Raw genomic sequence first — 24,344 nt, 5'->3', positions numbered from 1 at the left:
CGGCTAGAAAGGCCGCAACCCCCTACCCACCGGCACCGCACTCATCCACATTGTCACCGCAGCCACCAGCAGAATCATCCCGCCCGCCAGCGCCAGAGTCGTCCAGCCAACCTGTCGCCACAATACCGGCGTTTTATTGCCGCTGAGTTTTACCGCCAGCTGACGGAAGCTGTGCACCAGCAGGGCTAACGAAGAGATCGTCAGAGACGTTCCCGCCGCCATCGCCAGCGCCGAGAGCATGCCCCAGCCAAATACGCCTGTCACTTTGCTGAACAACAGCACCATGATTGCGCCCGAGCATGGACGCATCCCCATTGAGAGAACAATCATCAGGCGCGCACGCCAGTCCTCACTGTTCTGTAATTGTTCCTGCGTCGGCAGATGCTGATGCCCGCACCCGCAGTTTTCATGGTGAACGTGATGCGGTGTAAAGGATTTGAATTTTGGTTTTCGCAGCAACGCGCGCAATTTTTTCAGCGCCCGCCAGCAGAGGATCAGCCCCAGCACGCCTACCAGCGCGTAACTCCCCTTCTCCAGCCAGAAGCTGCTCATATGCAGCTGGCGGGCCGGCAGCTGTAGCAGCGAAAGGACGACCACGACCAGCGCAATCGCCACACCGCCCTGAAGTAAAGAAGAAGCCAGCGTCAGGCCGATACTCGATTTCAGCTTCGACGGATGCGTGGCAAGCCAGGTCGTGATGACGATTTTGCCATGCCCCGGCCCCAGGGCATGCAGCACGCCATAGATAAAGCTGAACGCCAGAAGAGCGCCGCCCGCTTTGGTCGGATTTTCCGCCACGGCTTTCAGCAGACTGCTCATCTGCTGATTAACTTCCCGCTGCCAGAGGATGCTTTTCATCATCACCTGCGGCCATGCCTGCCACAGCCAGAGCGCGCCGCCAACCGCAAACAACAAAAAGAGCGCCAGAGGCCAGAGGTGCAGCCAGCGACGCGGCTTACTGACGGGAGAGGAGATCACTGACATTGCAACGTCACCTCCTGCGCAAACTGTTTACCTAGCTCCATGTCTTCAGGGGGCGCATCCTCTTTATCGAGGGAAACGGCAAAGTTCAGCATCTCTTCGCTGGGTTTCGGCGTGTGCACGGCAATTTTGCAGCTTTTTTGCAATATTTCTGGCAACTGCACGTCGCTGTCCTGGGCGTAATGCATATCGACATAGTAGGTTGGGTCAAACGTGGAAAACGTGTACTTCTGCCCGGCCAGCGGCTGAGGGTGCGCCAGCGGAAGGATAAAGGTCAGCACCGCCTGATGTCCGTCGCGGGTCATACCGTACTCCGTGGGACGGTTGAGAAATTTCACCTTTTGTCCGTTGTGCCAGAACTCGGTGAAGTAGTGCTGACCCAGCACGTTGGCCATGACTTCCGCCGCCAGCTTTTTCCAGATCTCATCGCCAGGCTTTGCGTTTCCGGCATCGTACAGCAGGTCGGCGGAGGTGATTTCATCCATCGTCCAGCGCATTTTCAGGCCGCTGAGCTGCGTGCCGTCCGTCACCAGTTCGGTTTTCAGGCTGATAAAACTGTGAGGATGTGCGCCGGCGGCAAAAGTGAAAACCGCCAAAAATAACGCTACCGCGCTTTGTTTAACTATTTGCATCTGTTCCTCACGTCAAAAATTCTGTGATGTTCGCCAGCAATCCTGAGTGAAAGGCCTGCCGGTGCGCTTTTCAGCGCCCATCCTTTAGCTATTCTTATCAAACATTCACACTGGATACCCGACAGATGATGACGACGCTTGAAATTCCATCTGTGCTTTCCAGTTCGCAGCGCCGCTGCCAGGTGCTTTTGATGCTTTACCTGCCCGATGCTGCCATCACCGCACAGAGCATAATCGCTGCCAACGGCGTGGACGACGTCATGGCACGGCAAGATATAGCCGAGACGCGCGATGAAATCCAGCGCTATCATCGGCTTGATATTGTCACGCACCATGATGGCTGCTACCGAATTGAGGGTTCCGCCCTGAATCAACGTTTGTGCCTGCTGCACTGGCTGCGCAGGGCGCTTCGGCTGTGTCCACATTTTGTTGCCCAACAGTTTACCCCTGCCTTAAAAACCGCGCTTAAACAGCACGGCATTGCCCGCCCGCTTTATGACGATGCGAACCTTCGGGCGCTTATCAACTTTTGTGCGCGCAAGCTTCAGCGCCAGTTTGAGTCCCGCGACGTACAGTTTTTACAGCTTTATCTGCAATATTGTCTGATTCAGCATCATCTGGGCAATACGCCAGAGTTTTCGCCCGTTCAGCGCAGCTGGACGCAGTCCCGAGGGGAATACTTTACGGCGCAGGAAATTGTCCGCCACTGGAAACGGCGCGTCCCGCAGGGAACGCATAGCGATGAACAGCTGTTCCTGGCGCTGCTGTTTATGATGCTTCGCACACCCGACCCGGTGATGGATAAACACCAGCAGGATCAGCGCCTGCGTCGCGCCATCGTGCGTATGATTGCCCGTTTCCGGGCGCAAACCGGGATGAACTTCAGCGATGAGCAGGGGCTGACCGATCAGCTTTATATTCATCTGGCTCAGGCGCTGGACCGCTCCTTATTTGACATCGGCATCGACAACAGTCTGCCGGAAGAGATCCACCGTTTATACCCCCGGCTGCTGCGCACCACTAAAGAAGCGCTGTTTGAGCTGGAAGCCGAATTTGGTCTGCGATTCTCCGGTGAAGAGATGGCTCTGGTGGCGGTGATTTTTGGTGCCTGGCTGATGCAGGAGACCGACCTGCATGAAAAACAGGTGGTCCTGTTAACGGGGGAAGATAAAGCCTGTGAAGCGTTAATTGAGCAGCAGCTTCGCGAGCTGACGCTGCTGCCGCTCAATATTCGTTATCTTAGCCTGGAGGCGTTTAAGAAGGAGGGCGCCCCCCGCGAGGCGGCGCTGGTCATTACGCCTTATCCAACCGCCTTGCCGCTGTTCTCGCCGCCGCTCATTCATGCCGTTGAGGCCCTGAACACGCAGCAGCAGGAACATATTCGCGTTATGCTCGAATCATAGTTACGAGCGAGCAGCCACCTTTGGGCGGATGACGATGGCAGGTAAAGCGACCAGCGCCATCACCCAGAACACACCGTGCCCCAGGTGCTGATAGAGGAAACCGGCAAATACGGTCATCACCGCAATACTGCCGCCCATCGCCACCGCTGAATAGACCGCCTGAAGACGAATAACGTCCCCACCCTCTCGCGCCGCGATGTAGCGCATCGCCGCCAGATGGCACACGGTGAAGGTTCCGCAGTGCAGAATTTGCGCCACAATCAGCCACGGCAGCTCAGTCGTCCAGCCCATGATGCCCCAGCGCACCACGCCGCAAACGGCGGAAAGCAGCAGCAGGTCACGCGCCCCGAAACGACGGAAAAGTTTTTGGCTCAACGCGAAGATAATGACCTCCGCCACCACGCCGAGCGACCACAGGTAGCCTACCGCAGAAGCCGAGTAGCCCGCCCCCTGCCAGTAGATGGCGCTGAAGCCGTAATAGGCCGCATGCGCCCCCTGAAGCAGACAGACGCAGGCCAGGAAACGCCAGCTTTGCGCCACCAGCGAGCGCCAGGCGGGCCAGCCGGCGCTCTCCTGATGGCGGCTTTCGCCCTGCGGCATCACCGACGGACGCAGCAACATACCGAGCAGCATCGAGGCGATGCCGAGCGTTAACAGCGCCAGAATGGCACGATAGTCATAGAGGCTGACCAGTTTCCCGACCAGCGCAGAGCCGATCACGAAGGCAATCGATCCCCACAGGCGCACGCGGCCATAGTCCATGGTGATCTGCTTTTGCCAGGTGTTCGCCAGGGCATCCGTCAGCGGCACCAGCGGGGAGAAGAACAGATTAAAGCCAACCATTACTACCATCAGCCAGGCAAACTGATGGCTGACCCAGAAGCAGGCCGCAAAGACCAGCGTCAGCAGGGCCAGAATTCGCACCGCTTTAATCAGTAAGGAGGGATCGCTGACGCGGGGCGCAATCAGCAGGCTACCCAGGAAACGTGCCACCAGCCCCGCGCCCAGCAGGATGCCAATGGTCTCAGGCGTCAGACCAATTCCCTTGAGCCAGACGCTCCAGAAAGGCAAAAAAATACCGTAACTAAAGAAATAGGTGAAATAGCTGAGCGCCAGCCAGCGCGTGGAATGCAAGACCATGAATCCCTCCCGAAATGGAGGCGATAGTCTGGCGTTAATCCCTGACTTTAGCAAGTCGTTAGCGCGCTATAAATTAACTAAAAATTAACATCATCACCAGCCCAACAGCGTATGGCGAGAGCGGTAAAACTGTATTACGTTTATAGTACATCGCCTGAAGAGGTCGTTTGCCATGAACAACTTACGTTATTTCGATTTCGGCTCCTCTCGTTCTTTCCTGCTTTTAATTGCCCGCATTGCTATTGTGGTTCTGTTTATTATTTTCGGTTATCCCAAGCTGACGGGGTTTAGCGGCACCGTTCAGTATATGACGTCGCTCGGCGCCCCCATGCCCATGCTCGCCGCCATTATTGCGGTGGTGATGGAAGTCCCCGCCGCGATTCTGATCGTGCTGGGCTTTTTCACCCGCCCCCTCGCGGTGATCTTTGTCTTCTATACGCTGGGAACGGCGGTGATTGGTCACCACTACTGGGATATGACGGGCGATGCGGTCCTGCCAAATATGATTAACTTCTACAAAAATGTGAGTATCGCTGGCGCCTTTATTTTGCTGGCGATTACCGGGCCGGGGGCCATCTCCCTCGACCGACGTTAGCCCATAAAAAAAGGCCGCATGAGCGGCCTTTTTCAGTTCTGCGACGTAAAGAATTATGCGTACACCGGGAAGCGTGCGCAGATGTCCAGAACTTTACCTTTAACGCGCTCGATAACCGCGTCGTCATTGATGTTGTCCAGAACATCACACATCCAGCCCGCCAGCTCTTTCACTTCCGCTTCTTTGAAGCCACGGCGAGTCACTGCCGGTGAACCGATACGGATACCGGAGGTCACGAACGGGCTCTTCGGATCGTTTGGCACGCTGTTTTTGTTGACGGTAATGTTGGCGCGGCCGAGGGCTGCGTCAGCTTCTTTACCGGTCAGGTTCTTATCAACCAGGTCCAGCAGGAACAGGTGGTTTTCAGTCCCGCCAGAGACCACTTTGTAGCCACGGTTCAGGAACACTTCCACCATCGCTTTGGCGTTTTTAGCAACCTGCTGCTGATAAACCTTGAACTCTGGCTCCATCGCTTCTTTCAGCGCGACGGCTTTCGCGGCGATAACGTGCATCAGCGGGCCGCCCTGGGCGCTTGGGAACACGGCGGAGTTCAGCTTTTTGTACAGCTCTTCGTCACCGCCTTTCGCCAGGATCAGGCCACCGCGTGGACCCGCCAGGGTTTTGTGGGTGGTGGTGGTCACAACGTGCGCATGTGGAACCGGGTTCGGATAAACGCCTGCCGCAATCAGACCGGCAACGTGCGCCATGTCGACGAACAGGTACGCGCCGATGCTGTCAGCGATTTCACGCATTTTTGCCCAGTCAACGATGCCGGAGTAAGCAGAGAAACCACCGATGATCATCTTCGGCTTGTGCTCTTTGGCCTGCTTCGCCATGTCTTCGTAGTCAATTTTACCGGACTCATCAATACCGTAAGGGATGATGTTGTACAGTTTGCCAGAGAAGTTAACCGGGGAGCCGTGAGTCAGGTGGCCGCCCTGCGCCAGGTTCATACCCAGAACGGTATCGCCCGGCTGCAACAGCGCGGTATAAACAGCGAAGTTAGCCTGAGAGCCAGAGTGCGGCTGGACGTTCGCGTAGTCAGCGCCAAAGAGTTCTTTCGCACGGTCAATCGCCAGCTGCTCAACGATATCAACGTATTCGCAACCGCCGTAGTAGCGCTTGCCCGGATAACCTTCAGCATATTTGTTGGTCAGCTGAGAACCCTGCGCCTGCATTACGCGCGGGCTGGTGTAGTTTTCGGAGGCGATCAGTTCGATGTGCTCTTCCTGACGTACTTTTTCCTGCTCCATAGCCTGCCACAGTTCGGCATCATAATCGGCAATGTTCATTTCACGCTTTAACATCCGCATCTCCTGACTCAGCTAACAAGTAAATTTTTGGCCTGAAAAGGCAGTCCTGTTGGACGACGGGCAACAGTATAACTGAATAGTTCTGCGATAACAGGTCTTGACAAACGATTTTACGCAAACGTTTACCTCCACGCCACGCAAGGGTTTGAGCAATAAAGCTCTCGCCATTTTCAACGGATTTCTTTTCAGCTTTGTGATGCATATTTTTCACGATGCAAAGAACCATTTACATTGCAGGGGTATTTTTATAAGATGCATATAAAATACATCATTAAAGTAACATCAGAAGGAAGCTGCTATGCTCGACGCCCAAACCATCGCTACCGTGAAAGCCACAATCCCCCTGCTGGTTGAAACGGGTCCTAAACTGACCGCCCATTTCTACGATCGCATGTTCGCGCATAACCCGGAGCTCAAAGAGATTTTCAACATGAGCAACCAGCGTAACGGCGATCAGCGCGAAGCGCTGTTTAACGCTATTGCCGCCTATGCCAGCAACATCGAAAACCTGCCGGCTCTGCTGCCTGCGGTGGAAAAAATCGCCCAGAAGCACACCAGCTTCCAGATCAAACCTGAGCAGTACAACATCGTCGGCAGTCACCTGCTGGCAACCCTGGACGAAATGTTCAGCCCGGGCCAGGAAGTACTGGATGCCTGGGGTAAGGCCTATGGCGTACTGGCAAACGTATTCATCAACCGTGAAGCGCAGATCTACAGCGAAAACGCCAGCAAGAATGGCGGCTGGGAAGGCACGCGCGCCTTCCGCATCGTTGAGAAAACCCCGCGCAGCGCACTGATCACCAGCTTTGAGTTTGAGCCAGTGGACGGTCAGGCGGTTGCCGATTACCAGCCGGGCCAGTATCTGGGCGTCTGGCTGAAGCCTGAAGGCTTCCCGCACCAGGAGATTCGCCAGTACTCCCTGACCCGCAAGCCAGACGGCAAAGGCTATCGCATTGCGGTTAAACGTGAGGAAGGCGGTCAGGTATCCAACTGGCTGCATAACGAAGCCAGCGTGGGCGACGTGATCCATCTGGCGGCACCGGCGGGCGATTTCTTTATGGCCGTTGAAACGAATACCCCGGTGACGCTGATCTCCGCAGGCGTAGGTCAGACGCCAATGCTGGCGATGCTGGATACGCTGGCGAAAGCAAACCACAGCGCGCAGGTTAACTGGTTCCACGCGGCGGAGAACGGTGATGTTCACGCCTTCGCGGACGAAGTGAAAGCACTGGGAGCGACCCTGCCGCGTTTCACCGCGCATACCTGGTATCGCCTGCCGACGGAGGCAGACCGTGCAGCGACTCGTTTCGACAGCGAAGGCCTGATGAATTTAGGGCAGCATGAAGGGGCGTTCAGCGCACCGGGGATGCAGTTCTACGTTTGTGGGCCGGTAGCGTTTATGCAGTATGCCGCGAAGCAGCTGGTAGACCTGGGCGTGAATAAAGACAACATTCATTACGAATGTTTCGGCCCGCATAAAGTGCTGTAATCGCCCGACGGCGCTGCGCTTGCACGGGCCTACGAAGGGTTTTGTAGGCCGGGTACGCGCAGCGCCACCCGGCAAGAATGTTAAATCGCCGCGTCGTCTTCTTCGCCGGTACGGATACGGATCACGCGCGCCACGTCAAAGACGAAGATTTTCCCGTCGCCAATTTTACCGGTCTGCGCCGTGCGGATGATGGTATCCACACAGGTATCGACGATATCATCGCTCACCACGATCTCGATTTTCACTTTCGGCAGAAAGTCCACCATGTACTCTGCGCCACGGTATAGCTCGGTGTGGCCCTTCTGACGACCAAAACCTTTCACTTCAGTTACGGTCATCCCGGTGATGCCTACTTCTGCCAGCGCTTCACGTACATCATCCAGTTTGAAAGGTTTAATAATCGCATCAATCTTTTTCATGGTGGGTCCTTAAACTCTTGCCAGTAAGCAGCCTCGTAATCGGTTGCTCACAGTATCATATTCAGGCGAATTTTGCGGTATTACTCTTTAAAATCGTTCGCTTCCAGCTCGTGGCGTGAGAGCAATTTATAAAACTCGGTACGGTTACGCCCGGCCATGCGCGCCGCGTGGGTCACGTTGCCTTTGGTGATTTGCAGCAGCTTGCGCAGATAGTTCAGCTCGAACTGGTTTCGCGCTTCCGCAAACGTCGGTAAGGCCGTGTTTTCCCCCTCGAGCGCCTGCTCCACCAGCGCATCGCTGATCACCGGTGATGAAGTCAGCGCCACGCACTGCTCAATCACGTTCACCAGCTGGCGTACGTTGCCCGGCCAGCTTGCGGTCATCAGGCGTTTCATCGCATCGGTGGAGAACGCGCGCACAAATGGTTTGTGGCGGTCAGCGGCCTGGCGCAAAAGGTGATTTGCCAGCAGCGGGATATCTTCCGCACGCTCGGCCAGCGCCGGGATTTTCAGGTTGACGACATTCAGTCGATAGTAAAGATCTTCACGGAACTCGTTGCGCGCCATCACCTTGGGTAAATCGCGATGGGTAGCGGAAATAATACGTACGTTGATATCGATATCGCGGTTGCTGCCAAGCGGACGCACTTTTCGCTCCTGCAACACGCGCAGCAGTTTGACCTGCAACGGCGCGGGCATATCGCCAATTTCATCAAGAAACAGCGTGCCCCCCTCAGCCGCCTGGAACAGCCCTTCACGGCTGCTCACCGCGCCGGTAAAGGCGCCGCGGGCATGGCCGAAGAGCTCAGACTCAAGCAGTTGCTCCGGCAGCGCACCACAGTTGATGGCAATAAAGGCATTTTTACTGCGCGGGCTGGCGTTGTGGATCGCCTGGGCCAGGATCTCTTTCCCGGTCCCGCTCTGGCCGTTGATCAGCACGCTAACGTCGGATTGCGCCACCATCCGCGCCTGTTCCAGCAGGCGCAGCATCACAGGGCTACGCGTCACGATGGATTCACGCCAGGCGTCGTCGCCGGATGGCGCCGCATGCTCAAGGGCGCTGTCGATTGCTTTATAGAGGGCGTCTTTATCCACCGGTTTGGTGAGGAAGCTGAATACCCCCTGCTGCGTCGCGGCCACCGCATCAGGAATAGATCCGTGAGCGGTGAGGATAATCACCGGCATCCCGGGCTGCTGCTTCTGGATCTCCGTGAACAGTTGCAGGCCATCCATTTCATCCATGCGCAAATCGCTGATCACCAGATCGATTTTCTCGCGGCTGAGCACTTTCAGCCCCTCCTGCCCGCTTTCAGCGGTGACCACGCTGTAGCCTTCGCTGACCAGACGCATCCCCAGCAGCTTTAACAGCCCGGGATCGTCGTCCACCAGTAACAGATGGGCAGGTTTACGGCTTGTCATGGCTTCACATCCTCTTGTTTCGGCGTCTCACTGTCTGGCGTCGTGCCAGAGTTGCCTTTCGACCCATCGGGCAGATAGCTGCCTGCCGGCTTACGCGTCGAGAGCTGTCTTTCGATATCGGTCAGATTTTCGAGCTTGCGGGTGGTGGTTTCCAGCTGCTCGCGCAGCGACTCCTGCTGCTGGCGAAGCGCATCAAGCTCGCTGTCGCTCGACTGCTGCAATTTACTGTAGCGCAAACGCTCTTCAGACAGCTGTAATTGCAGGGTTTGTCCATCCCGCCAGAGCTGATAGACCGGGCGCACCTGCGGGGGAATATTGATCACGTAAGTATCCAGCCGCGTCACGTTGGCGCGGCGTTCGACAGGCGTGATTCTGGCATCCGCCATCACGATCCCACGTTTAAACGCGTCCTGCCAGGTATCGTCCACCAGCATCGCCGCCTGGGCACGGGCCTCGGCGGGCGCCAGCCGCTGGGCGCAGTCTATTCCGCGCAGCCAGAACAGCGGATTGGATTCAACATCACGCCCCGACAGGTTCCAGATATCATCGCAACGTGTTGAAAGGAAATCGGCCAGCTGTTTTTGCGGCCATTTATCTTCCTGTTTGTGGCTAATTGCACTTTTCGGCGCATGGGTTACACAGCCGGCCAGCAGTAAGCAGGGCAGGCTCAGGCGCACATTTTTGCTGGAAAACACCGCGCGCAGTGCGCGGTAAAAGACGTGTGACATACTCACCAGGTTGTTATTCATTTCATTGATTTTTCCGGCTCAAGAGGCAGTTCGATACGAAAACAGACATCGGCGCGTTCATCACTCACGATGTTAAGCTCACCCTGCATGCGTCGTATGCAGTCGCGGGCAATACTCAGCCCCAGACCACTTCCTTTTACCGCACCTTTTCGCTGATGACTCCCCTGGAAGAAGGGCTCAAAGATCATCGTTTTTTCATCATCCGGAATCGGGCTTCCCGTATTCGCTACGTCAATAAATACCCGCGAACCGTTGTTATTGCTTCTGATATAAATGGTACCGGATTCAGTACCATAGTGCACCGCATTGGAATAAAGATTATCCAGTACGCTCATTAACAGCATCGGCTCTGCCAGGCAGGAAGGCGCATTGAGATCCACCTGGGTATGCATCATTTTAGCTCTTGCTGGCAGGCTATGGGCGGAGATCACCATGTCCACCAACGGTTCAATCTCAACGCTTTCAAGCACCACAGCACCATCCGCCAGCTTGCGGTTATAGTCCAGCAGTTGTTCAATAAGTTTTTGTAAATTGCGGCTACTGGCATCCAGAATCGCCACGATCTCTTTTTGCTCAGGGGTTAACGGCCCCGCTACTTCGTCTGCCAGCAGCTCCGTGCCTTCACGCATACTGGCCAGCGGTGTTTTGAGTTCGTGTGAGATATGGCGCAGGAACTGATGACGCTGCGATTCCAGCCACGCCAGGCGTTCAGAAAGCCAGATGATACGCTGACCGACCGAGCGCAGCTCGCGCGGGCCTTTAAAAACAACCGTATCCCCGAGAGATTTGCCCTCCCCCAGGCGGTTAATCATCCGCTGGATCCCCTTTACGGGGCCGATGATCATGCGGGTAAAGAGCAGTACCAGCCCAAGGCTGACGAGGAACAGCACCAGCGCCTGCCAGCCGAAGAACTGGCCGCGCTCGGCAATCTCCTGCTGGAGTTGCTGCCCACGGGAAAAGATAACCGTACGGGTGGTCTGCACCATCTCCGTATTGGCGTTCGCGAAGGCTTCAAGTCGTGCGGCGGCGGCGGCATCAGGACCGCTGTTTTTGCACTGGAGCTGCGCCAGATCGTTCAGATCCTGACGCAGCGCCTGATAGAGTTTGTCATCCGGCAAGACCCCGGCATGGGCATCCAGCATTTCGCTGTAGCGTTTACGCTGGTTCTGATAAACCCTCGCCAGCGTGCGGTCGTCCAGCACGCAGTACTGGCGATAGCTACGCTCCATCTCCAGCGCGGCGTTGGTCATTGCCTCGCTACGGCGGGCATCAATAAGCGTGGTGCGGTTAGTCAGGGCCGCCTGGGCACTTAACGCATTCAGGCTTTGCCATGCCTGCCACGCCAGAACCAGCAAAGGTAGCAGGATCAGCAGGAAGGCCATCATAACGAGCTGTCGCAGGGAGCGAGGGAAAGCGGGCCAGCGTTTCAACACATTACTCTCATCATCCGGGTTTGAGGAGAGCGTAACTGAGTCTGCCCTTCAGATACAACAAAGCCGGGTAAAAACCCGGCTTTGTCATGGAATAAGGCGGTGCCTAACTCGACGTTTCGCCCTGGCCTGATAAAGCATTGCAATAATCAGTAGTTGGACGGCAGGCACCTTTTTGTGCGTCATTCGAAGTTTATGTAGCACGTCCCGAAGGGGCTGACATAAGAAGGTGAATGAGCCACTGGTTACTATTATGCAACGCGCGTGCCAGATTGCAAAAATTGATACTATCCTTATGATTAATAATCGTTTTATTATTAAAATGCATTGATTGTCAGGTGAATGATTTCCAGGCTAAGTGTCGCTATTAAGCAACACCTTAACGGGAACCCGTCCTGACATAGATAAATCAATAAGTTAAATGTCTCTTATTGGAGACACTCAACCCAGAGGATTGTCGCGATTTTGCGACAGGTACAAAAAAGCCCGGTGGCGCTCGCGCTTACCGGGCCTACAGTCAGGGCGTTGAAACTTAACCCAGTTGTTTACGCGCGTTGCGGAAAATGCGCATCCACGGGCTGTCCTCGCCCCAGTTTTCCGGGTGCCAGGAGTTGCTCACGGTACGGAAGACACGCTCCGGGTGCGGCATCATGATCGTCACCCGACCGCTTTCGCTGGTGACCGCGGTAATGCCATTTGCCGAACCGTTCGGGTTAGCCGGATAGGTTTCGGTGACCTTGCCGAAGTTATCAACAAAGCGCAGCGCCACCAGTCCTTTGCTTTCAAGCTGAGCCAGGTGCGCCGCATCACGCACTTCAACCTGACCTTCACCGTGCGAAACCGCGATTGGCATCTGTGAACCGACCATTCCCTGCAACAGCAGAGACGGGCTTTGGGTCACTTCTACCAGGCTGAAGCGCGCTTCGAAGCGGTCAGACTGGTTACGCACAAAGCGCGGCCAGGCTTCGCTGCCCGGGATCAGCTCGCGCAGGTTAGACATCATCTGACAGCCGTTACACACGCCCAGCGCCAGCGTCTGCGGACGGTGGAAGAAGGTTTCGAACTCGTCACGCACGCGGCTGTTGAACAGAATAGACTTCGCCCAGCCTTCGCCCGCGCCCAGCACGTCACCGTAGGAGAACCCCCCGCAGGCGACCAGCGCCTGGAAATCATCCAGCCCGGTACGCCCGGCCAGCAGGTCGCTCATGTGGACGTCGATGGCGTCAAAGCCCGCCCGGTGGAAGGCCGCCGCCATCTCAACGTGGGAGTTAACGCCCTGCTCGCGCAGCACGGCTACTTTCGGACGCGCACCGGTCGCAATGTACGGCGCGGCAATGTCTTCGTTAATGTCGAAGCTGAGCTTCACGTTCAGGCCAGGATCGTTGTCGTTCGCCTTCGCGTTGTGTTCCTGATCGGCGCATTCCGGATTGTCACGCAGGCGCTGCATCTGCCAGGTGGTTTCCGCCCACCACATACGCAGCGTGGTGCGGCTTTCGCTGAACACCGCGTGGCCGTCGGCTTCAATCACGAAGCGGTCGCCCTGCACCGCTTTACCGAGATAGTGTACGCAGTCTGCCAGACCGTGCTGCGCCAGAATCGCTTCCACCGCGTCGCGATCTGCGGCGCGTACCTGAATGACCGCGCCAAGCTCTTCGTTAAACAGCGCCGCCAGGCGGTCTTCGCCAAGCGTTGCAATGTTTGCTTCAACGCCGCAGTGACCGGTGAAGGCCATCTCTGCCAGCGTCACCAGCAGGCCACCATCGGAACGGTCGTGGTAGGCCAGCAGCTTACGCTGCGCCACCAGCGCCTGGATGGCATCGTAGAAGCCTTTCAGCTGGGCAACGTCGTGCACGTCGGCCGGCTTGTCGCCGAGCTGGCGATAAACCTGCGCCAGCGCGGTGGCGCCCAGCGCGTTGTGGCCTTTGCCGAGGTCAATCAACAGCAGGGCGTTATCTTCAGTGGAAAGCTGCGGCGTAACGGTATGACGTACGTCTTCCACACGCGCAAACGCGGTGATCACCAGCGACAGCGGAGAGGTCATCTCGCGCTGCTCGTTACCTTCCTGCCAGCGGGTTTTCATCGACATGGAGTCTTTACCCACCGGGATGGTCAGGCCGAGCGCAGGACACAGCTCTTCACCCACCGCTTTCACCGCTTCGTACAGGCCGGCATCTTCACCAGGGTGACCGGCAGCGGCCATCCAGTTCGCGGAGAGCTTAATACGTTTGATATTGCCAATCTGCGTCGCGGCGATGTTGGTCAGCGCTTCACCGACCGCCAGACGGGCAGAGGCCGCGAAGTCCAGCAGCGCCACCGGGGTGCGTTCGCCCAGCGCCATCGCTTCACCGTAGTAGCTGTCGAGGCTCGCGGTGGTCACGGCGCAGTTAGCCACCGGGATCTGCCACGGGCCGACCATCTGATCGCGAGATACCATACCGGTCACGGTACGGTCGCCGATGGTGACCAGGAAGGTTTTCTCTGCCACCGCCGGGAGGTGCAGTACGCGATTCACCGCGTCAGCAATGGTAATATCCTGGCGATCCAGCGCTTTGCCCGCCGCTTTACGGGTCTGCACGTCGCGGGTCATCTTCGGCGTTTTGCCGAGCAGCACGTCCAGCGGCAGATCGATCGGCTGGTTGTCAAAATGGGTGTCGCTTAAGGAAAGGTGCTGCTCTTCGGTCGCTTCACCGATGACGGCATACGGCGCGCGCTCGCGGCGGCACAGCTCGTCAAACAGCGGCAGCTGATCGGCGGCAACCGCCAGCACATATCGCTCCTGGGATTCGTTACACCAGATCTCCAGCGGGCTCATGCCCGGCTCATCGCTCAGGATATCGCGCAGGTTGAAGCGTCCGCCGCGACCGCCGTCGCTCACCAGCTCAGGCATAGCGTTGGACAGGCCGCCCGCGCCGACGTCGTGGATGAACAGAATCGGGTTGGCGTCGCCGAGCTGCCAGCAGCGGTCGATCACTTCCTGACAACGGCGCTCCATTTCCGGGTTGTCGCGCTGCACGGACGCGAAGTCGAGATCCGCATCAGACTGGCCGGAGGCCATAGACGAGGCTGCCCCGCCGCCCAGACCGATGTTCATTGCCGGGCCGCCGAGCACGATCAGCTTCGCGCCGACGACGATCTCGCCTTTCTGCACATGATCGGCGCGAATGTTGCCAATCCCGCCCGCCAGCATGATCGGTTTGTGGTAGCCGCGCAGCTCTTCGCCGTTGTGGCTGTCCACTTTCTCTTCGTAGGTACGGAAGTAACCGTTCAGCGCCGGACGACCAAATTCGTTGTTGAACGCCGCGCCGCCCAGCGGGCCTTCGGTCATGATATCCAGCGCGGTGACAATGCGCTCTGGCTTGCCGAAGTCTTCTTCCCACGGCTGCTCAAAGCCCGGAATACGCAGGTTGGAAACGGAGAAACCGACCAGACCCGCTTTTGGTTTCGCGCCGCGACCGGTCGCACCTTCGTCACGGATTTCACCGCCGGAGCCGGTCGCTGCACCCGGCCACGGGGAGATCGCCGTCGGGTGGTTGTGGGTTTCCACTTTCATCAGGATATGCGCAGGCTCCTGGTGGAAGTCATAGCGCCCCGCTTCGCGGTCGGCGAAGAAGCGGCCCACCTCGGAACCTTCCATCACCGCGGCGTTGTCTTTATAGGCAGACAGCACGTGGTCAGGGGTTTGCTCCATAGTGTTTTTGATCATTTTGAACAGCGACTTCGGCTGCTGTTCGCCGTCGATAATCCAGTCGGCGTTGAAAATCTTGTGGCGGCAGTGCTCGGAGTTGGCCTGCGCGAACATATACAGTTCGATGTCGTTCGGGTTGCGATTCAGCTTAACGAATGCATCCTGAAGGTAGTCGATTTCATCTTCTGCGAGCGCCAGACCAAGACGCAGGTTTGCGTCGATCAACGCCTGACGCCCCTGCCCCAGCAGATCCACGCTCTGTACCGGCGCAGGCTGATGGTGGGAGAACAGTTTCTGCGCATCATCCAGAGAATCAAACACGCTCTCCATCATGCGGTCGTGCAGCTCTGCGGCAACCACCTGCCACTGCGCGTCGCTCAGGGTTGACGCTTCCACATAGTACGCCACACCGCGCTCCAGACGGTTAATCTGGCTCAGGCCGCAGTTGTGAGCGATGTCGGTGGCTTTGGAAGACCAGGGGGAGATGGTGCCAGGGCGTGGCGTGGCGAGGATTAATTTGCCGGTCGGCGTATGGCTGCTCAGGCTTGGGCCATATTTAAGCAGGCGTTCCAGCTGTACGCGCTCCTCTGCATTCAGGGGGGCGTTCAGGTCAGCAAAATGGACATACTCAGCGTAAATATTGCTTACCGGAAGGTCGGCCGCCTGAAAACGTGCCAGCAGTTTGTTAATACGGAAGGCAGACAGTGCAGGCGAACCACGCAGAATTTCCATCATAAGTCTCTCGTCTTCGAAGCGCCGGGGCGCTTACAGTGTGCGCAAGGGGGGAAAACGGGCGTCATTATAGAGAATCCTGAGCGCCGACGAAACCGTTTGCGTCGAAATAAAATCATCCTTTATGTTTAACAATAGATGTGACCTGTCTCTCTAATTGGTTGCCAACTGGCGCTACTTTGCGCAAAATGCCGCTCAATCAATGGCAAACTCTACTCTTAACATGACTACAGCACACTGAGGCAACCGGCGTCGCAGAGAATTAACTAATTGAAAAAATTAAAGATTAATTATCTGCTCATCGGCATTGTTACGTTGCTGCTGGCAGTGGCCCTCTGGCCGTCTATCCCCTGGTTCGGCAAGGCCGAAAACCGTATCGCCGCCATTCAGGAGCGGGGGGAGTTGCGCGTCAGTACCCTCTCCTCCCCGCTTATTTACGACGATATCAACGGTAAAACCATCGGTCTTGATTACGAACTGGCACAGCTGTTTGCGGACTATCTGGGCGTGAAGCTGAAAGTTACCGTGCGGCAGAACATCAACCAGCTGTTTGATGATTTGGACCATGACCGTGCCGATATTCTCGCCGCAGGTCTGGTGTACAACAGCGAACGCAGCAAAAACTATCAGCCGGGCCCGACCTATTACTCCGTGTCGCAGCAGGTGGTTTATCGTGTGGGTAGCCTGCGCCCACGCTCACTGGCCGACATCACCGACCAGCAATTGACCATTGCGCCAGGCCATGTGGTGATTGACGATCTGCGGGCGTTGAAAGAGAAAAAATACCCGAACCTCAGCTGGACGGTCGATCCTAAACTCGGCACGACTGAATTGCTGGAGCAGGTAAAAGATAAAAAGCTGGCCTATACCATTGCTGATTCGGTGGCGATCAGCCTTTTCCAGCGCGTTCATCCTGAAATCGCCGTGGCGCTGGATGTGACCGACGAACAGCCGGTGACCTGGTTTACCCAGCTAGATGACGATCAAACCGTCTCTGCGGCTATGCTCGATTTCTTTAATTCCATCAATGAAGACGGCACCCTGGCGCGCCTGGAAGAGAAATATCTCGGTCACGGGGACGATTTTGATTACGTTGACACCCGCACTTTCCTGCGCGCGGTGGACAGCGTGCTGCCGGACCTGCAACCCCTGTTTGAGAAGTACGCCGAGGAGATTGACTGGAAGCTGCTGGCGGCAATTTCCTACCAGGAATCGCACTGGGATGCTCAGGCCACCTCCCCCACGGGCGTGCGCGGGTTGATGATGCTGACCAAAAATACCGCCCAGAGCCTCGGCATCAGCGACCGGACCGATGCGGAACAGAGCATCAGCGGCGGCGCGCAGTATTTACAGGATATGATGGCGAAAGTGCCGGAGACGGTCCCGGAAGGGGAGCGTATCTGGTTTGCGCTGGCCGCCTATAACATGGGTTATGCGCACATGCTCGACGCGCGGGCGCTGACGGCGAAAACTAAAGGTAATCCGGACAGCTGGTCAGATGTAAAACAACGCCTGCCGCTGCTTAGCCAGAAACAGTGGTACCAGAAGCTGACGTACGGCTATGCGCGCGGGCATGAAGCGTATGCCTACGTGGAAAATATTCGTAAGTATCAGATAAGCCTGGTGGGATATCTGCTGGAGAAAGAAAAAGAGGCGGCCGAGGCGCAACAGCTGGCTGAAAGCTATCCGGTGGTCGCACCGGACGAGCTTAATCATCCTGCGGTTTCAATTCTGCCTTTTGTTGCTTTTTCTGCTGCCGACGCATTCGAAAAAAGTCACTTAACAGACCCGAACATTCTGGTGCAAGTACCCCGCCGATAGTTTTCACCTGGTGGTTCATCCCCGGATGCCCAAGTACGTCCATCAGTGAACCAGCAGCGCCCGTCTTTTCATCCCGCGCGCCAAACACCAGCGTACCGATTCGGCTGTGCACCATCGCCCCGGAGCACATTACGCACGGTTCAAGGGTGACATACAGGGTGGTATCAAGCAGACGATAGTTTTGCAGCACCAGTCCGCCCTGACGCAGCGCCATAATTTCAGCATGCGCGGTAGGATCGTGACGGCCAATCGGACGGTTCCACCCTTCCCCAATCACCTGATTGTTATGGACCAGTACCGCGCCCACGGGCACTTCGCCCTCTTCCCAGGCGCGCTGAGCCAGCGCCAGCGCATGGCGCATCCAGTATTCATGATTGTGTTCAGGGTTGGACAAGGGCTGATACTCCAGTCGAAAAGCGGGCGGCATTATACACAGCCGGTACAGATAAGACTATTCGAGTTGCTGAAGTTCGCCCAGAGGCGTGACGCGCCAGCGGTGCTGGCAAAAATAGAGCAGCGGGTTGTCCTGCTTGCTGTCGCTGTAGCCGCTGTACAGACGCAGCGGCGTACCGATGCGTTTCTCCAGCTGCACCACTTTTTCATGTCCGAGGCAGCGCATAGTCAGCACCCAGCCGCCGTAGCCGCGCGCGATTTGTGTCGCGATAAGATTCACGCGCGGCAGCCAGGGCGTATCAAAATAGACATGCTCCACCAGCGTCTGCGGGGAGCCGGTAATCAGCCAGATATCGGCATCGTTGGCGTCGAGATAGCTGGTCAGGCGCGCCTGTACCACGGGAAACGCGGCGACGTGCCCGCGAAACCAGTGCGCAAAATCCTGTTCGAGCTGCTTAAGGCGCGCTTCGCTATGACCAAACGTGCATCCCCAGAGCAGCAGGCTCATCGGCCAGCGCGCTGCACGGCCTTTTACCAGCAGCGCGATGCCAATAACGGGTAACAGGGGTAATACCAGCAACGCGTTAAGGGGCTGGCGCCGCAGCAGGTAGCGCATAAAGGTGCCGAACATATCCTGCTGATGCAGCGTTCCATCCAGATCAAAAAAGACAACGCGACGCTCGTGACTGGCCAAACCTTACTCCTCTGGGTCGTTGAATCCTAACAGCCAGGTAAACAGGAACCCGGCGATCACCGCTACCAAATAGCCTAACAGATAGAGCATCACTTTTCCGGTTACGATGGTTAATGCCAGCGGTAAACCGGAGATCCCGAAGGTAATGACGGTCGCCACTTTCCAGTAGCTGATTAACGCCCCGCCCACCGCGCCACCGAGACAGGCGGCCAGGAACGGCTTACCCAGTGGCAAGGTCACGCCGAAAATCAACGGTTCGCCGATACCGAGTAACCCGACCGGCAGCGCCCCTTTAATGACCTTTTTCAGACGCGCGTTGCGGGTTTTCATCAGCACCGCGATGGCCGCGCCGACCTGCCCAACGCCCGCCATCGACAGGATCGGCAGCAGTGCGTTATAGCCGTGCGCCTGTACCAGTTCGACATGGATCGGCACCAGCCCCTGATGCAGACCGGTCAGCACTAACGGCAGGAAGGTCCCGGACAGCACGGCCCCCACCAGCAGCCCGCCGCGATCGATCGCCAGAGACGCGCCGTGGGCGATGGCTTCAGAGATCGCGCCGCCTAACGGTTGTAGCGCCACAATCGCCACGCTCCCGGTAATCAATGTGGTCAGCAGCGGGTTGAGGATCAGCTCAATCGAGCCGGGCAGCAACGCGCGCAGCTTTTTCTCGATCCAGCACATCAGAATGACCACCAGCAGCACGGCAATCACCCCACCTCGGCCAGGCTGAAGCGCCTCGCCAAACAGCGTAATCTGCGCCAGCTGCGGGCTGGAGAGGATACCCGCCATTACGCCGCCCATCGCCAGCGAGCCGCCGAACACTTTGGCCGTGTTTACCCCCACCAGAATGTTCATGATGGCAAACACCGCGCTGCCGAAAATCGCCAGAATACCCAGCAGGTTCGGATACTGGGTGGCGAAATTCCCGACAATATCCGGACGCTTGAGGATATTGATAATCCCGGTGATCAGCCCCGATGCGATAAACGCCGGGATCAGAGGAATAAAGACGTTTGCCAGCTGGCGCAGCGCATCGCTCATGGGGGCTTTGTATTTGGCTTTCGCCTGCGCTTTGGTGCGTTCCGCGTCGTCAAAGGCGGGAGCCGTTTCACCGCCCGTCATCAGGGCGCGCATGGCATCAACCACCTGCGCCGCTTTGCCCGGACCGACAATCAGCTGGTGCTGTTGCCCCTGTTTAACGTACCCGCTCACGCCGGGGAGCTGCTTCAGGCGCGTTAAATCTAGCTTTTCGTCGTTGTGCACCTCGACGCGTACACGCGTCATGCAGTTTTCCAGACGCTGAATATTTTTTTCCCCACCGATCCCAAGCAGGATGTCGCTGGCGAGCGCTGCTGTTTTGTCCATACACGCCTCTTATTGGTGTTCTAATGCCGCCCGTAAAAACCCGTGATGGGCTTCAAGCCTGGCTCTGGCCGCGGCTGCATCCAGCCCGGTTAATATCATCAGAATGGCGGGTTTGACGTCGTAATCGGTCTGTTTGAGTACCGCTTCCGCCTCTTCCCGACCTGCCCCTGTCGCCTCTATCACCATGCGGCAGGCTCTGTCCACCAGCTTGACGTTGGTGGCCTGCATATCCACCATCAGGTTTTGGTAGACCTTGCCGAATTTCACCATCGCGCCGGTGGAGATCATATTGAGCACCAGCTTCTGCGCGGTTCCCGATTTCAGGCGCGTGGAGCCGGTGAGCGCTTCCGGCCCGACGACCGGAGAGATGGCAATGGCGGCCACCTGCGCAATCGGCGAACCCGGGTTACAAGAGATGGCCACCGTGGTACATCCCGTTTGTCTGGCGTATTCCAGCCCACCAATGACGTACGGCGTACGACCAGAAGCCGCCAGCCCGACGACCAGATCCTGCGCGGTCAGGTTCAGCGCCCTGAGATCGTCTTCCCCAAGCTGTTTATTGTCTTCTGCCCCTTCCACCGCTTTCAGCAGCGCGCCGGGGCCACCGGCAATCAGGCCCACGACCAGACCATGCGGAACGCCAAAGGTCGGGGGACATTCTGAGGCATCCAGCACACCGAGGCGCCCACTGGTACCCGCCCCCATGTAAATAATGCGTCCTCCTGCTTTCAGAGCGTCGGCAGCGGCGTCTACGGCTTTCGCCACCTCGGGCAATGTCTCTTTGACTGCCAGCGCGACGAGGGTATCCTGTTGATTAAAGCGGTTTACCAGCTCCAGCGTGGACAGTGCATCAAGATCCATGGTTTGCGGGTTACGCGTTTCAGAAACAAGAGAGCCTAGATTCATGTTATTTACCTCTGGAATTTTTAATTCATAATAAACGCACTATAATGGAATATAAAATTCATTCAGGCGAGCAAAATTCGTATTTGCGCGGGTAATCACATTTTCGCCAGGAGACCGTATGAACTGTTTAATTCGTATTCGCCAGCGCTACGCAGGGTTTGCCCAGAGTGACAAAAAGCTGGCGGATTATTTACTTTCCCAGCCCGATCGCGCGCGACACCTCAGCTCCCAGCAGCTGGCAGGCGAAGCCGGGGTGAGCCAGTCGAGCGTGGTGAAATTTGCCCAAAAGATAGGCTATAAAGGCTTTCCGGCGCTAAAACTGGCGATCAGTGAAGCACTGGTAAGCAACCCTAATCCGCAGTCAATGCCGGTGCATAACCAGATCCGCGGCGACGATCCGATGCGTCTGGTCGGCGAAAAGCTGATCAAAGAGAACGTGGCGGCAATGCATGCCACGCTGGATGTGAACACGGAAGAGAAGCTGCTGGAAAGCGTAGCCATGCTTCGCGACGCGCGGCGTATTGTGTTGACCGGGATCGGCGCCTCCGGACTGGTTGCGCGTAACTTTGGCTGGAAGCTGACAAAAATCGGCTATAACGCCATCGTTGAACAGGATATGCACGCGCTGCTGGCGACCGTGCAGGCCATGGATCCTGACGATTTACTGCTGGCCATCTCCTATTCCGGCGAGCGTCGTGAAATTAATATGGCTACCGACGAAGCCCTGCGCGTAGGAGGAAAAATTCTGGCGATTACTGGCTTCAGCCCGAATGCGCTCCAGCAGCGGGCCACCCGCTGTCTGTATACCATTGCCGAGGAACAGGCCACTCGCAGTGCGGCGATTTCGTCGACGAGTGCGCAGATGATGCTGACGGACCTGCTGTTTATGGCGCTGGTTCAGCAGGATCTGGAGCGTGCGCCAGAGCGTATTCGTCACAGCGAAGAGCTGGTAAAAAAACTGGTCTGAACAACGAATGAGCGTATAATGCCCGCCCTGTTTGTGATGTTTCTGAGAATTTCCTGATGGCGCTGTTAATCACCAAAAAATGCATCAACTGCGATATGTGCGAACCCGAATGCCCGAACGAGGCGATTTCGATGGGCGACAGCATTTATGAGATTAACAGCGACCGCTGCACCGAATGCATCGGCCACTATGAGACGCCGACCTGCCAGAAGGTGTGCCCCATTCCCAATACGATCTTAAAAGATCCGGCACACGTCGAGAACGAAGAACAGCTGTGGGATAAGTTTGTCCTGATGCACCATGCGGACAAAATTTAACTCTCGATGATCACCGTCGCACAGGCGTAGTGGCGTTCATCGGCAAGCGTTACGTGCATGTGCGCCACGCCCAGCTTTTCCGCCAGCTTAAGCGCCTCGCCCCATAAACGCAGACGTGGCTTACCCAGCTCATCGTTAAACACTTCAAACTGGTTAAACGCCAGGCCGTTACGAATGCCCGTGCCGAACGCTTTCGCCGCCGCCTCTTTTACCGCGAAACGCTTTGCCAGAAAGCGCACCGGCTGTTGATGCGCCTCCCAGATAGCCCATTCGTTATCGCTCAGCACGCGTCTTGCGAGGCGATCGCCACTCCGGGCGATCACCGCTTCAATGCGAGCTATTTCAACGATGTCGGTGCCTAAGCCCAGAATAGCCATTACTGACGCGCTTCCAGCATCAGGCGCTTCATCTCGGAAACCGCTTCTTTCAGACCGCTCATCACCGCGCGGCCAATGATGGCGTGGCCGATGTTCAGCTCGTGCATTTCCGGCAGGGCAGCGATGGCTTTTACGTTGTGATAGGTCAGGCCGTGACCGGCGTTAACCTTCAGTCCCAGGCTCGCGGCGTAGGTTGCCGCTTTGGCGATTCGCTCCAGCTCTTTCGCCTGCGCTGCATCGTTTTCGGCATCGGCATAGCAGCCGGTGTGAATTTCAATATACGGCGCACCCACGTCGGCAGCGGCTTTAATCTGGGTGAAATCGGCGTCGATAAACAGAGAAACCAGGATACCGGCATCCGCCAGGCGTTTGCAGGCATCGCGCATTTTGTCGAGCTGCCCGGCCACATCCAGACCGCCTTCGGTGGTCACTTCCTGACGCTTTTCCGGAACCAGGCAGCAGAAATGCGGTTTGGTCTCGCAGGCAATCGCCAGCATCTCTTCGGTGACCGCCATCTCCAGATTCATGCGGGTGTCCAGCGTCTGACGCAGGATGCGCACGTCCCGGTCGGTGATGTGGCGACGATCTTCACGCAGGTGAACGGTAATGCCGTCGGCGCCAGCCTGTTCAGCGATAAACGCCGCCTGAACCGGATCGGGATACGCGGTACCGCGTGCATTACGTAACGTGGCGATGTGATCGATGTTGACACCTAACAGTAATTCAGCCATGACAATCCTCGGTATTTTTGTTCATTTACCTTCTCCCTCTCCCTCCGGGAGAGGGCTGGGGTGAGGGGTAAAACATTAGCGTTTCGGCATAAACTGCCTGAATAATTCGCGGCTCTTTAAAGGTTTGCCCCCAAGATACGGCTTGAGCGCAATTCGGGTAAAGCGTTTTGCCGCACGCAGAGTGTCGGCGTCCGGGAACTCGCGTTCATACAGTGCTCTGAGCTGGCGCCCGGTAAAGGTGCTGTTATCGACGACGACACTGGCAATAAAGCCCTTTTCCTCACGATAGCGATAGGTCATGGTGTCTTCTACCTCGTCTCCGCTTCCCGCACAGTGCAGAAAATCGACGCCGTAACCAAGGTGCCCGAGCAGAGCCAGTTCGAAACGACGCAGAACAGGCTCAGGGGTGCCGGTTGCGCCAGCAAGTGCCTGAATACAGTGCAGGTAATCAAAGAAAAGTTCAGAGAAGCGGGTCTCATGTTCAAGAACCCGTGAGATGAGTTCGTTAACATACAAACCGCTGTAGAGCGTGATACCAGAAAGAGGAAGCGCCAGGGAGACGGCTTCAGCACTGCGCAGGGTTTTGACTTCCCCTCGCCCGCCAAAGCGGACCAGCAGCGGGGTGAAAGGCTGCAAGGCACCTTTCAGATTAGAACGTCTGGAACGTGCGCCTTTGGCAACAAGGCGCACGCGACCGGACTCTTCCGTGAAGACGTCCAGCATCAGGCTGGTTTCGCTCCAGGGACGACTATGCAGGACAAAGGCGCGCTGCCATCCATCCATA

The 24,344-nt window shown here is 56.9% G+C and carries 22 protein-coding genes; 6 read left to right on the top strand and 16 right to left on the bottom strand.

Annotated features, from left to right (window positions below; genetic code table 11):
- Positions 1-3 precede the first annotated feature (3 nt).
- Together ACJTMZ_RS13410 and ACJTMZ_RS13405 are read right to left on the bottom strand one after the other, a co-directional pair.
- Positions 4-984: a nickel/cobalt transporter gene (locus ACJTMZ_RS13410; protein ID WP_252010743.1), complete on the bottom strand. Its 981-nt coding sequence runs from the start codon at positions 982-984 to the stop codon at positions 4-6.
- Complete coding sequence (locus tag ACJTMZ_RS13405; RefSeq protein ID WP_109937552.1) at positions 975-1,613, bottom strand: DUF1007 family protein; 639 nt, start codon at positions 1,611-1,613, stop codon at positions 975-977. The genes ACJTMZ_RS13410 and ACJTMZ_RS13405 overlap by 10 nt, the downstream gene beginning before the upstream one ends.
- A 125-nt stretch (positions 1,614-1,738) precedes the next feature.
- Here ACJTMZ_RS13405 and csiE point away from each other — a divergent pair, with 125 nt between their 5' ends.
- Positions 1,739-3,016 (top strand): stationary phase inducible protein CsiE, encoded by a 1,278-nt coding sequence (gene csiE, locus ACJTMZ_RS13400; protein ID WP_015572154.1) that lies wholly within the window; start codon positions 1,739-1,741, stop codon positions 3,014-3,016.
- Here the strand turns inward: csiE and ACJTMZ_RS13395 are convergent, their stop codons facing one another.
- A complete protein-coding gene (locus tag ACJTMZ_RS13395; RefSeq protein WP_032669382.1) occupies positions 3,017-4,156 on the bottom strand; it encodes a 3-phenylpropionate MFS transporter in 1,140 nt (379 codons plus the stop codon).
- A 172-nt stretch (positions 4,157-4,328) separates the two neighbouring features.
- On the opposite strand from ACJTMZ_RS13395, the gene ACJTMZ_RS13390 reads away from it, so the two are divergent.
- Positions 4,329-4,751, top strand: a complete 423-nt coding sequence (locus ACJTMZ_RS13390; RefSeq protein WP_047636752.1) for a DoxX family protein — start codon at positions 4,329-4,331, stop codon at positions 4,749-4,751.
- Between the two features lie 53 nt (positions 4,752-4,804).
- Here the strand turns inward: ACJTMZ_RS13390 and glyA are convergent, their stop codons facing one another.
- Positions 4,805-6,058, bottom strand: a complete 1,254-nt coding sequence (gene glyA, locus ACJTMZ_RS13385; protein ID WP_003860678.1) for a serine hydroxymethyltransferase — start codon at positions 6,056-6,058, stop codon at positions 4,805-4,807.
- Positions 6,059-6,362: 304 nt separating this feature from the next.
- Between glyA and hmpA the strand changes: the two genes are divergently transcribed.
- Positions 6,363-7,553 (top strand): NO-inducible flavohemoprotein, encoded by a 1,191-nt coding sequence (hmpA, locus tag ACJTMZ_RS13380; protein ID WP_252010744.1) that lies wholly within the window; start codon positions 6,363-6,365, stop codon positions 7,551-7,553.
- Positions 7,554-7,633: 80 nt separating this feature from the next.
- Here hmpA and glnB read toward each other — a convergent pair whose 3' ends face one another.
- The 5 genes from glnB to purL all read right to left on the bottom strand — a co-directional run bounded on the left by glnB (position 7,634) and on the right by purL (position 15,989).
- Positions 7,634-7,972, bottom strand: a complete 339-nt coding sequence (gene glnB, locus ACJTMZ_RS13375) for a nitrogen regulatory protein P-II (protein WP_003860685.1) — start codon at positions 7,970-7,972, stop codon at positions 7,634-7,636.
- A gap of 80 nt (positions 7,973-8,052) precedes the next feature.
- Positions 8,053-9,390 (bottom strand): two-component system response regulator GlrR, encoded by a 1,338-nt coding sequence (glrR, locus tag ACJTMZ_RS13370; RefSeq protein ID WP_015572150.1) that lies wholly within the window; start codon positions 9,388-9,390, stop codon positions 8,053-8,055.
- A complete protein-coding gene (qseG, locus tag ACJTMZ_RS13365; RefSeq protein ID WP_252010745.1) occupies positions 9,387-10,139 on the bottom strand; it encodes a two-component system QseEF-associated lipoprotein QseG in 753 nt (250 codons plus the stop codon). The genes glrR and qseG overlap by 4 nt, the downstream gene beginning before the upstream one ends.
- Complete coding sequence (gene qseE / locus ACJTMZ_RS13360) at positions 10,136-11,569, bottom strand: two component system sensor histidine kinase QseE/GlrK (protein ID WP_109937559.1); 1,434 nt, start codon at positions 11,567-11,569, stop codon at positions 10,136-10,138. The genes qseG and qseE overlap by 4 nt, the downstream gene beginning before the upstream one ends.
- 532 nt (positions 11,570-12,101) lie before the next feature.
- On the bottom strand, positions 12,102-15,989 hold the full coding sequence (purL, locus tag ACJTMZ_RS13355) for a phosphoribosylformylglycinamidine synthase (RefSeq protein WP_252010746.1): 3,888 nt from the start codon (positions 15,987-15,989) through the stop codon (positions 12,102-12,104).
- A gap of 267 nt (positions 15,990-16,256) precedes the next feature.
- Here purL and mltF point away from each other — a divergent pair, with 267 nt between their 5' ends.
- The gene (gene mltF, locus ACJTMZ_RS13350; RefSeq protein WP_017383549.1) at positions 16,257-17,807 is read left to right on the top strand and encodes a membrane-bound lytic murein transglycosylase MltF; all 1,551 of its coding nucleotides are present in this window, start codon (positions 16,257-16,259) and stop codon (positions 17,805-17,807) included.
- Here mltF and tadA read toward each other — a convergent pair.
- The 4 genes from tadA to murQ are packed head-to-tail and all read right to left on the bottom strand — an operon-like array spanning position 17,695 to position 21,168.
- A complete protein-coding gene (gene tadA, locus ACJTMZ_RS13345; protein ID WP_022649032.1) occupies positions 17,695-18,234 on the bottom strand; it encodes a tRNA adenosine(34) deaminase TadA in 540 nt (179 codons plus the stop codon). The genes mltF and tadA overlap by 113 nt on opposite strands.
- A 24-nt stretch (positions 18,235-18,258) precedes the next feature.
- Complete coding sequence (yfhb, locus tag ACJTMZ_RS13340; protein WP_017383550.1) at positions 18,259-18,894, bottom strand: phosphatidylglycerophosphatase C; 636 nt, start codon at positions 18,892-18,894, stop codon at positions 18,259-18,261.
- A 3-nt stretch (positions 18,895-18,897) separates the two neighbouring features.
- On the bottom strand, positions 18,898-20,262 hold the full coding sequence (locus ACJTMZ_RS13335; protein WP_059370392.1) for a PTS transporter subunit EIIC: 1,365 nt from the start codon (positions 20,260-20,262) through the stop codon (positions 18,898-18,900).
- A 9-nt stretch (positions 20,263-20,271) separates the two neighbouring features.
- The gene (murQ, locus tag ACJTMZ_RS13330) at positions 20,272-21,168 is read right to left on the bottom strand and encodes an N-acetylmuramic acid 6-phosphate etherase (protein WP_015572145.1); all 897 of its coding nucleotides are present in this window, start codon (positions 21,166-21,168) and stop codon (positions 20,272-20,274) included.
- Positions 21,169-21,286: 118 nt separating this feature from the next.
- On the opposite strand from murQ, the gene ACJTMZ_RS13325 reads away from it, so the two are divergent.
- Positions 21,287-22,135 carry a MurR/RpiR family transcriptional regulator gene (locus ACJTMZ_RS13325; RefSeq protein WP_003860702.1) on the top strand — a complete coding sequence of 283 codons (849 nt, stop codon included), beginning with the start codon at positions 21,287-21,289 and terminating at the stop codon, positions 22,133-22,135.
- Positions 22,136-22,191: 56 nt separating this feature from the next.
- A complete protein-coding gene (locus ACJTMZ_RS13320; protein ID WP_003860704.1) occupies positions 22,192-22,452 on the top strand; it encodes a YfhL family 4Fe-4S dicluster ferredoxin in 261 nt (86 codons plus the stop codon).
- Here the strand turns inward: ACJTMZ_RS13320 and acpS are convergent.
- From acpS to recO, 3 genes are all read right to left on the bottom strand, one after another.
- Positions 22,449-22,829, bottom strand: coding sequence for a holo-ACP synthase (gene acpS / locus ACJTMZ_RS13315; RefSeq protein WP_015572144.1), 381 nt, complete (start codon positions 22,827-22,829; stop codon positions 22,449-22,451). The genes ACJTMZ_RS13320 and acpS overlap by 4 nt on opposite strands.
- Positions 22,829-23,560, bottom strand: coding sequence for a pyridoxine 5'-phosphate synthase (gene pdxJ / locus ACJTMZ_RS13310; RefSeq protein WP_015572143.1), 732 nt, complete (start codon positions 23,558-23,560; stop codon positions 22,829-22,831). Before pdxJ ends, acpS begins: the two co-directional genes overlap by 1 nt.
- A 75-nt stretch (positions 23,561-23,635) precedes the next feature.
- Entirely contained in the window at positions 23,636-24,343 is a 708-nt protein-coding gene (recO, locus tag ACJTMZ_RS13305) for a DNA repair protein RecO (protein WP_015572142.1), read from the bottom strand.
- Position 24,344 lies beyond the last annotated feature (1 nt).

Origin of the sequence: Enterobacter sp. DN, assembly GCF_046054285.1 — a bacterium.
Taxonomy (GTDB): Bacteria; Pseudomonadota; Gammaproteobacteria; order Enterobacterales; family Enterobacteriaceae; genus Enterobacter; species Enterobacter hormaechei_C.
This window is presented reverse-complemented; position numbering and strand designations above follow the sequence as displayed.

Excerpts from the sequence above, each read along its gene's own strand:
- ACJTMZ_RS13395 (WP_032669382.1), bottom strand. The coding sequence starts at position 4,156 with ATGGTCTTGCATTCCACGCGCTGGCTGGCGCTCAGCTATTTCACCTAT.
- glyA (WP_003860678.1), bottom strand. The coding sequence starts at position 6,058 with ATGTTAAAGCGTGAAATGAACATTGCCGATTATGATGCCGAACTGTGG.
- ACJTMZ_RS13335 (WP_059370392.1), bottom strand. The coding sequence starts at position 20,262 with ATGGACAAAACAGCAGCGCTCGCCAGCGACATCCTGCTTGGGATCGGT.
- qseG (WP_252010745.1), bottom strand. The coding sequence starts at position 10,139 with ATGAATAACAACCTGGTGAGTATGTCACACGTCTTTTACCGCGCACTG.
- purL (WP_252010746.1), bottom strand. The coding sequence starts at position 15,989 with ATGATGGAAATTCTGCGTGGTTCGCCTGCACTGTCTGCCTTCCGTATT.
- glnB (WP_003860685.1), bottom strand. The coding sequence starts at position 7,972 with ATGAAAAAGATTGATGCGATTATTAAACCTTTCAAACTGGATGATGTA.
- murQ (WP_015572145.1), bottom strand. The coding sequence starts at position 21,168 with ATGAATCTAGGCTCTCTTGTTTCTGAAACGCGTAACCCGCAAACCATG.
- ACJTMZ_RS13405 (WP_109937552.1), bottom strand. The coding sequence starts at position 1,613 with ATGCAAATAGTTAAACAAAGCGCGGTAGCGTTATTTTTGGCGGTTTTC.
- ACJTMZ_RS13320 (WP_003860704.1), top strand. The coding sequence starts at position 22,192 with ATGGCGCTGTTAATCACCAAAAAATGCATCAACTGCGATATGTGCGAA.
- glrR (WP_015572150.1), bottom strand. The coding sequence starts at position 9,390 with ATGACAAGCCGTAAACCTGCCCATCTGTTACTGGTGGACGACGATCCC.
- acpS (WP_015572144.1), bottom strand. The coding sequence starts at position 22,829 with ATGGCTATTCTGGGCTTAGGCACCGACATCGTTGAAATAGCTCGCATT.
- ACJTMZ_RS13390 (WP_047636752.1), top strand. The coding sequence starts at position 4,329 with ATGAACAACTTACGTTATTTCGATTTCGGCTCCTCTCGTTCTTTCCTG.
- ACJTMZ_RS13410 (WP_252010743.1), bottom strand. The coding sequence starts at position 984 with ATGTCAGTGATCTCCTCTCCCGTCAGTAAGCCGCGTCGCTGGCTGCAC.
- tadA (WP_022649032.1), bottom strand. The coding sequence starts at position 18,234 with ATGCCGCCCGCTTTTCGACTGGAGTATCAGCCCTTGTCCAACCCTGAA.
- recO (WP_015572142.1), bottom strand. The coding sequence starts at position 24,343 with ATGGATGGATGGCAGCGCGCCTTTGTCCTGCATAGTCGTCCCTGGAGC.
- ACJTMZ_RS13325 (WP_003860702.1), top strand. The coding sequence starts at position 21,287 with ATGAACTGTTTAATTCGTATTCGCCAGCGCTACGCAGGGTTTGCCCAG.
- pdxJ (WP_015572143.1), bottom strand. The coding sequence starts at position 23,560 with ATGGCTGAATTACTGTTAGGTGTCAACATCGATCACATCGCCACGTTA.
- hmpA (WP_252010744.1), top strand. The coding sequence starts at position 6,363 with ATGCTCGACGCCCAAACCATCGCTACCGTGAAAGCCACAATCCCCCTG.
- csiE (WP_015572154.1), top strand. The coding sequence starts at position 1,739 with ATGATGACGACGCTTGAAATTCCATCTGTGCTTTCCAGTTCGCAGCGC.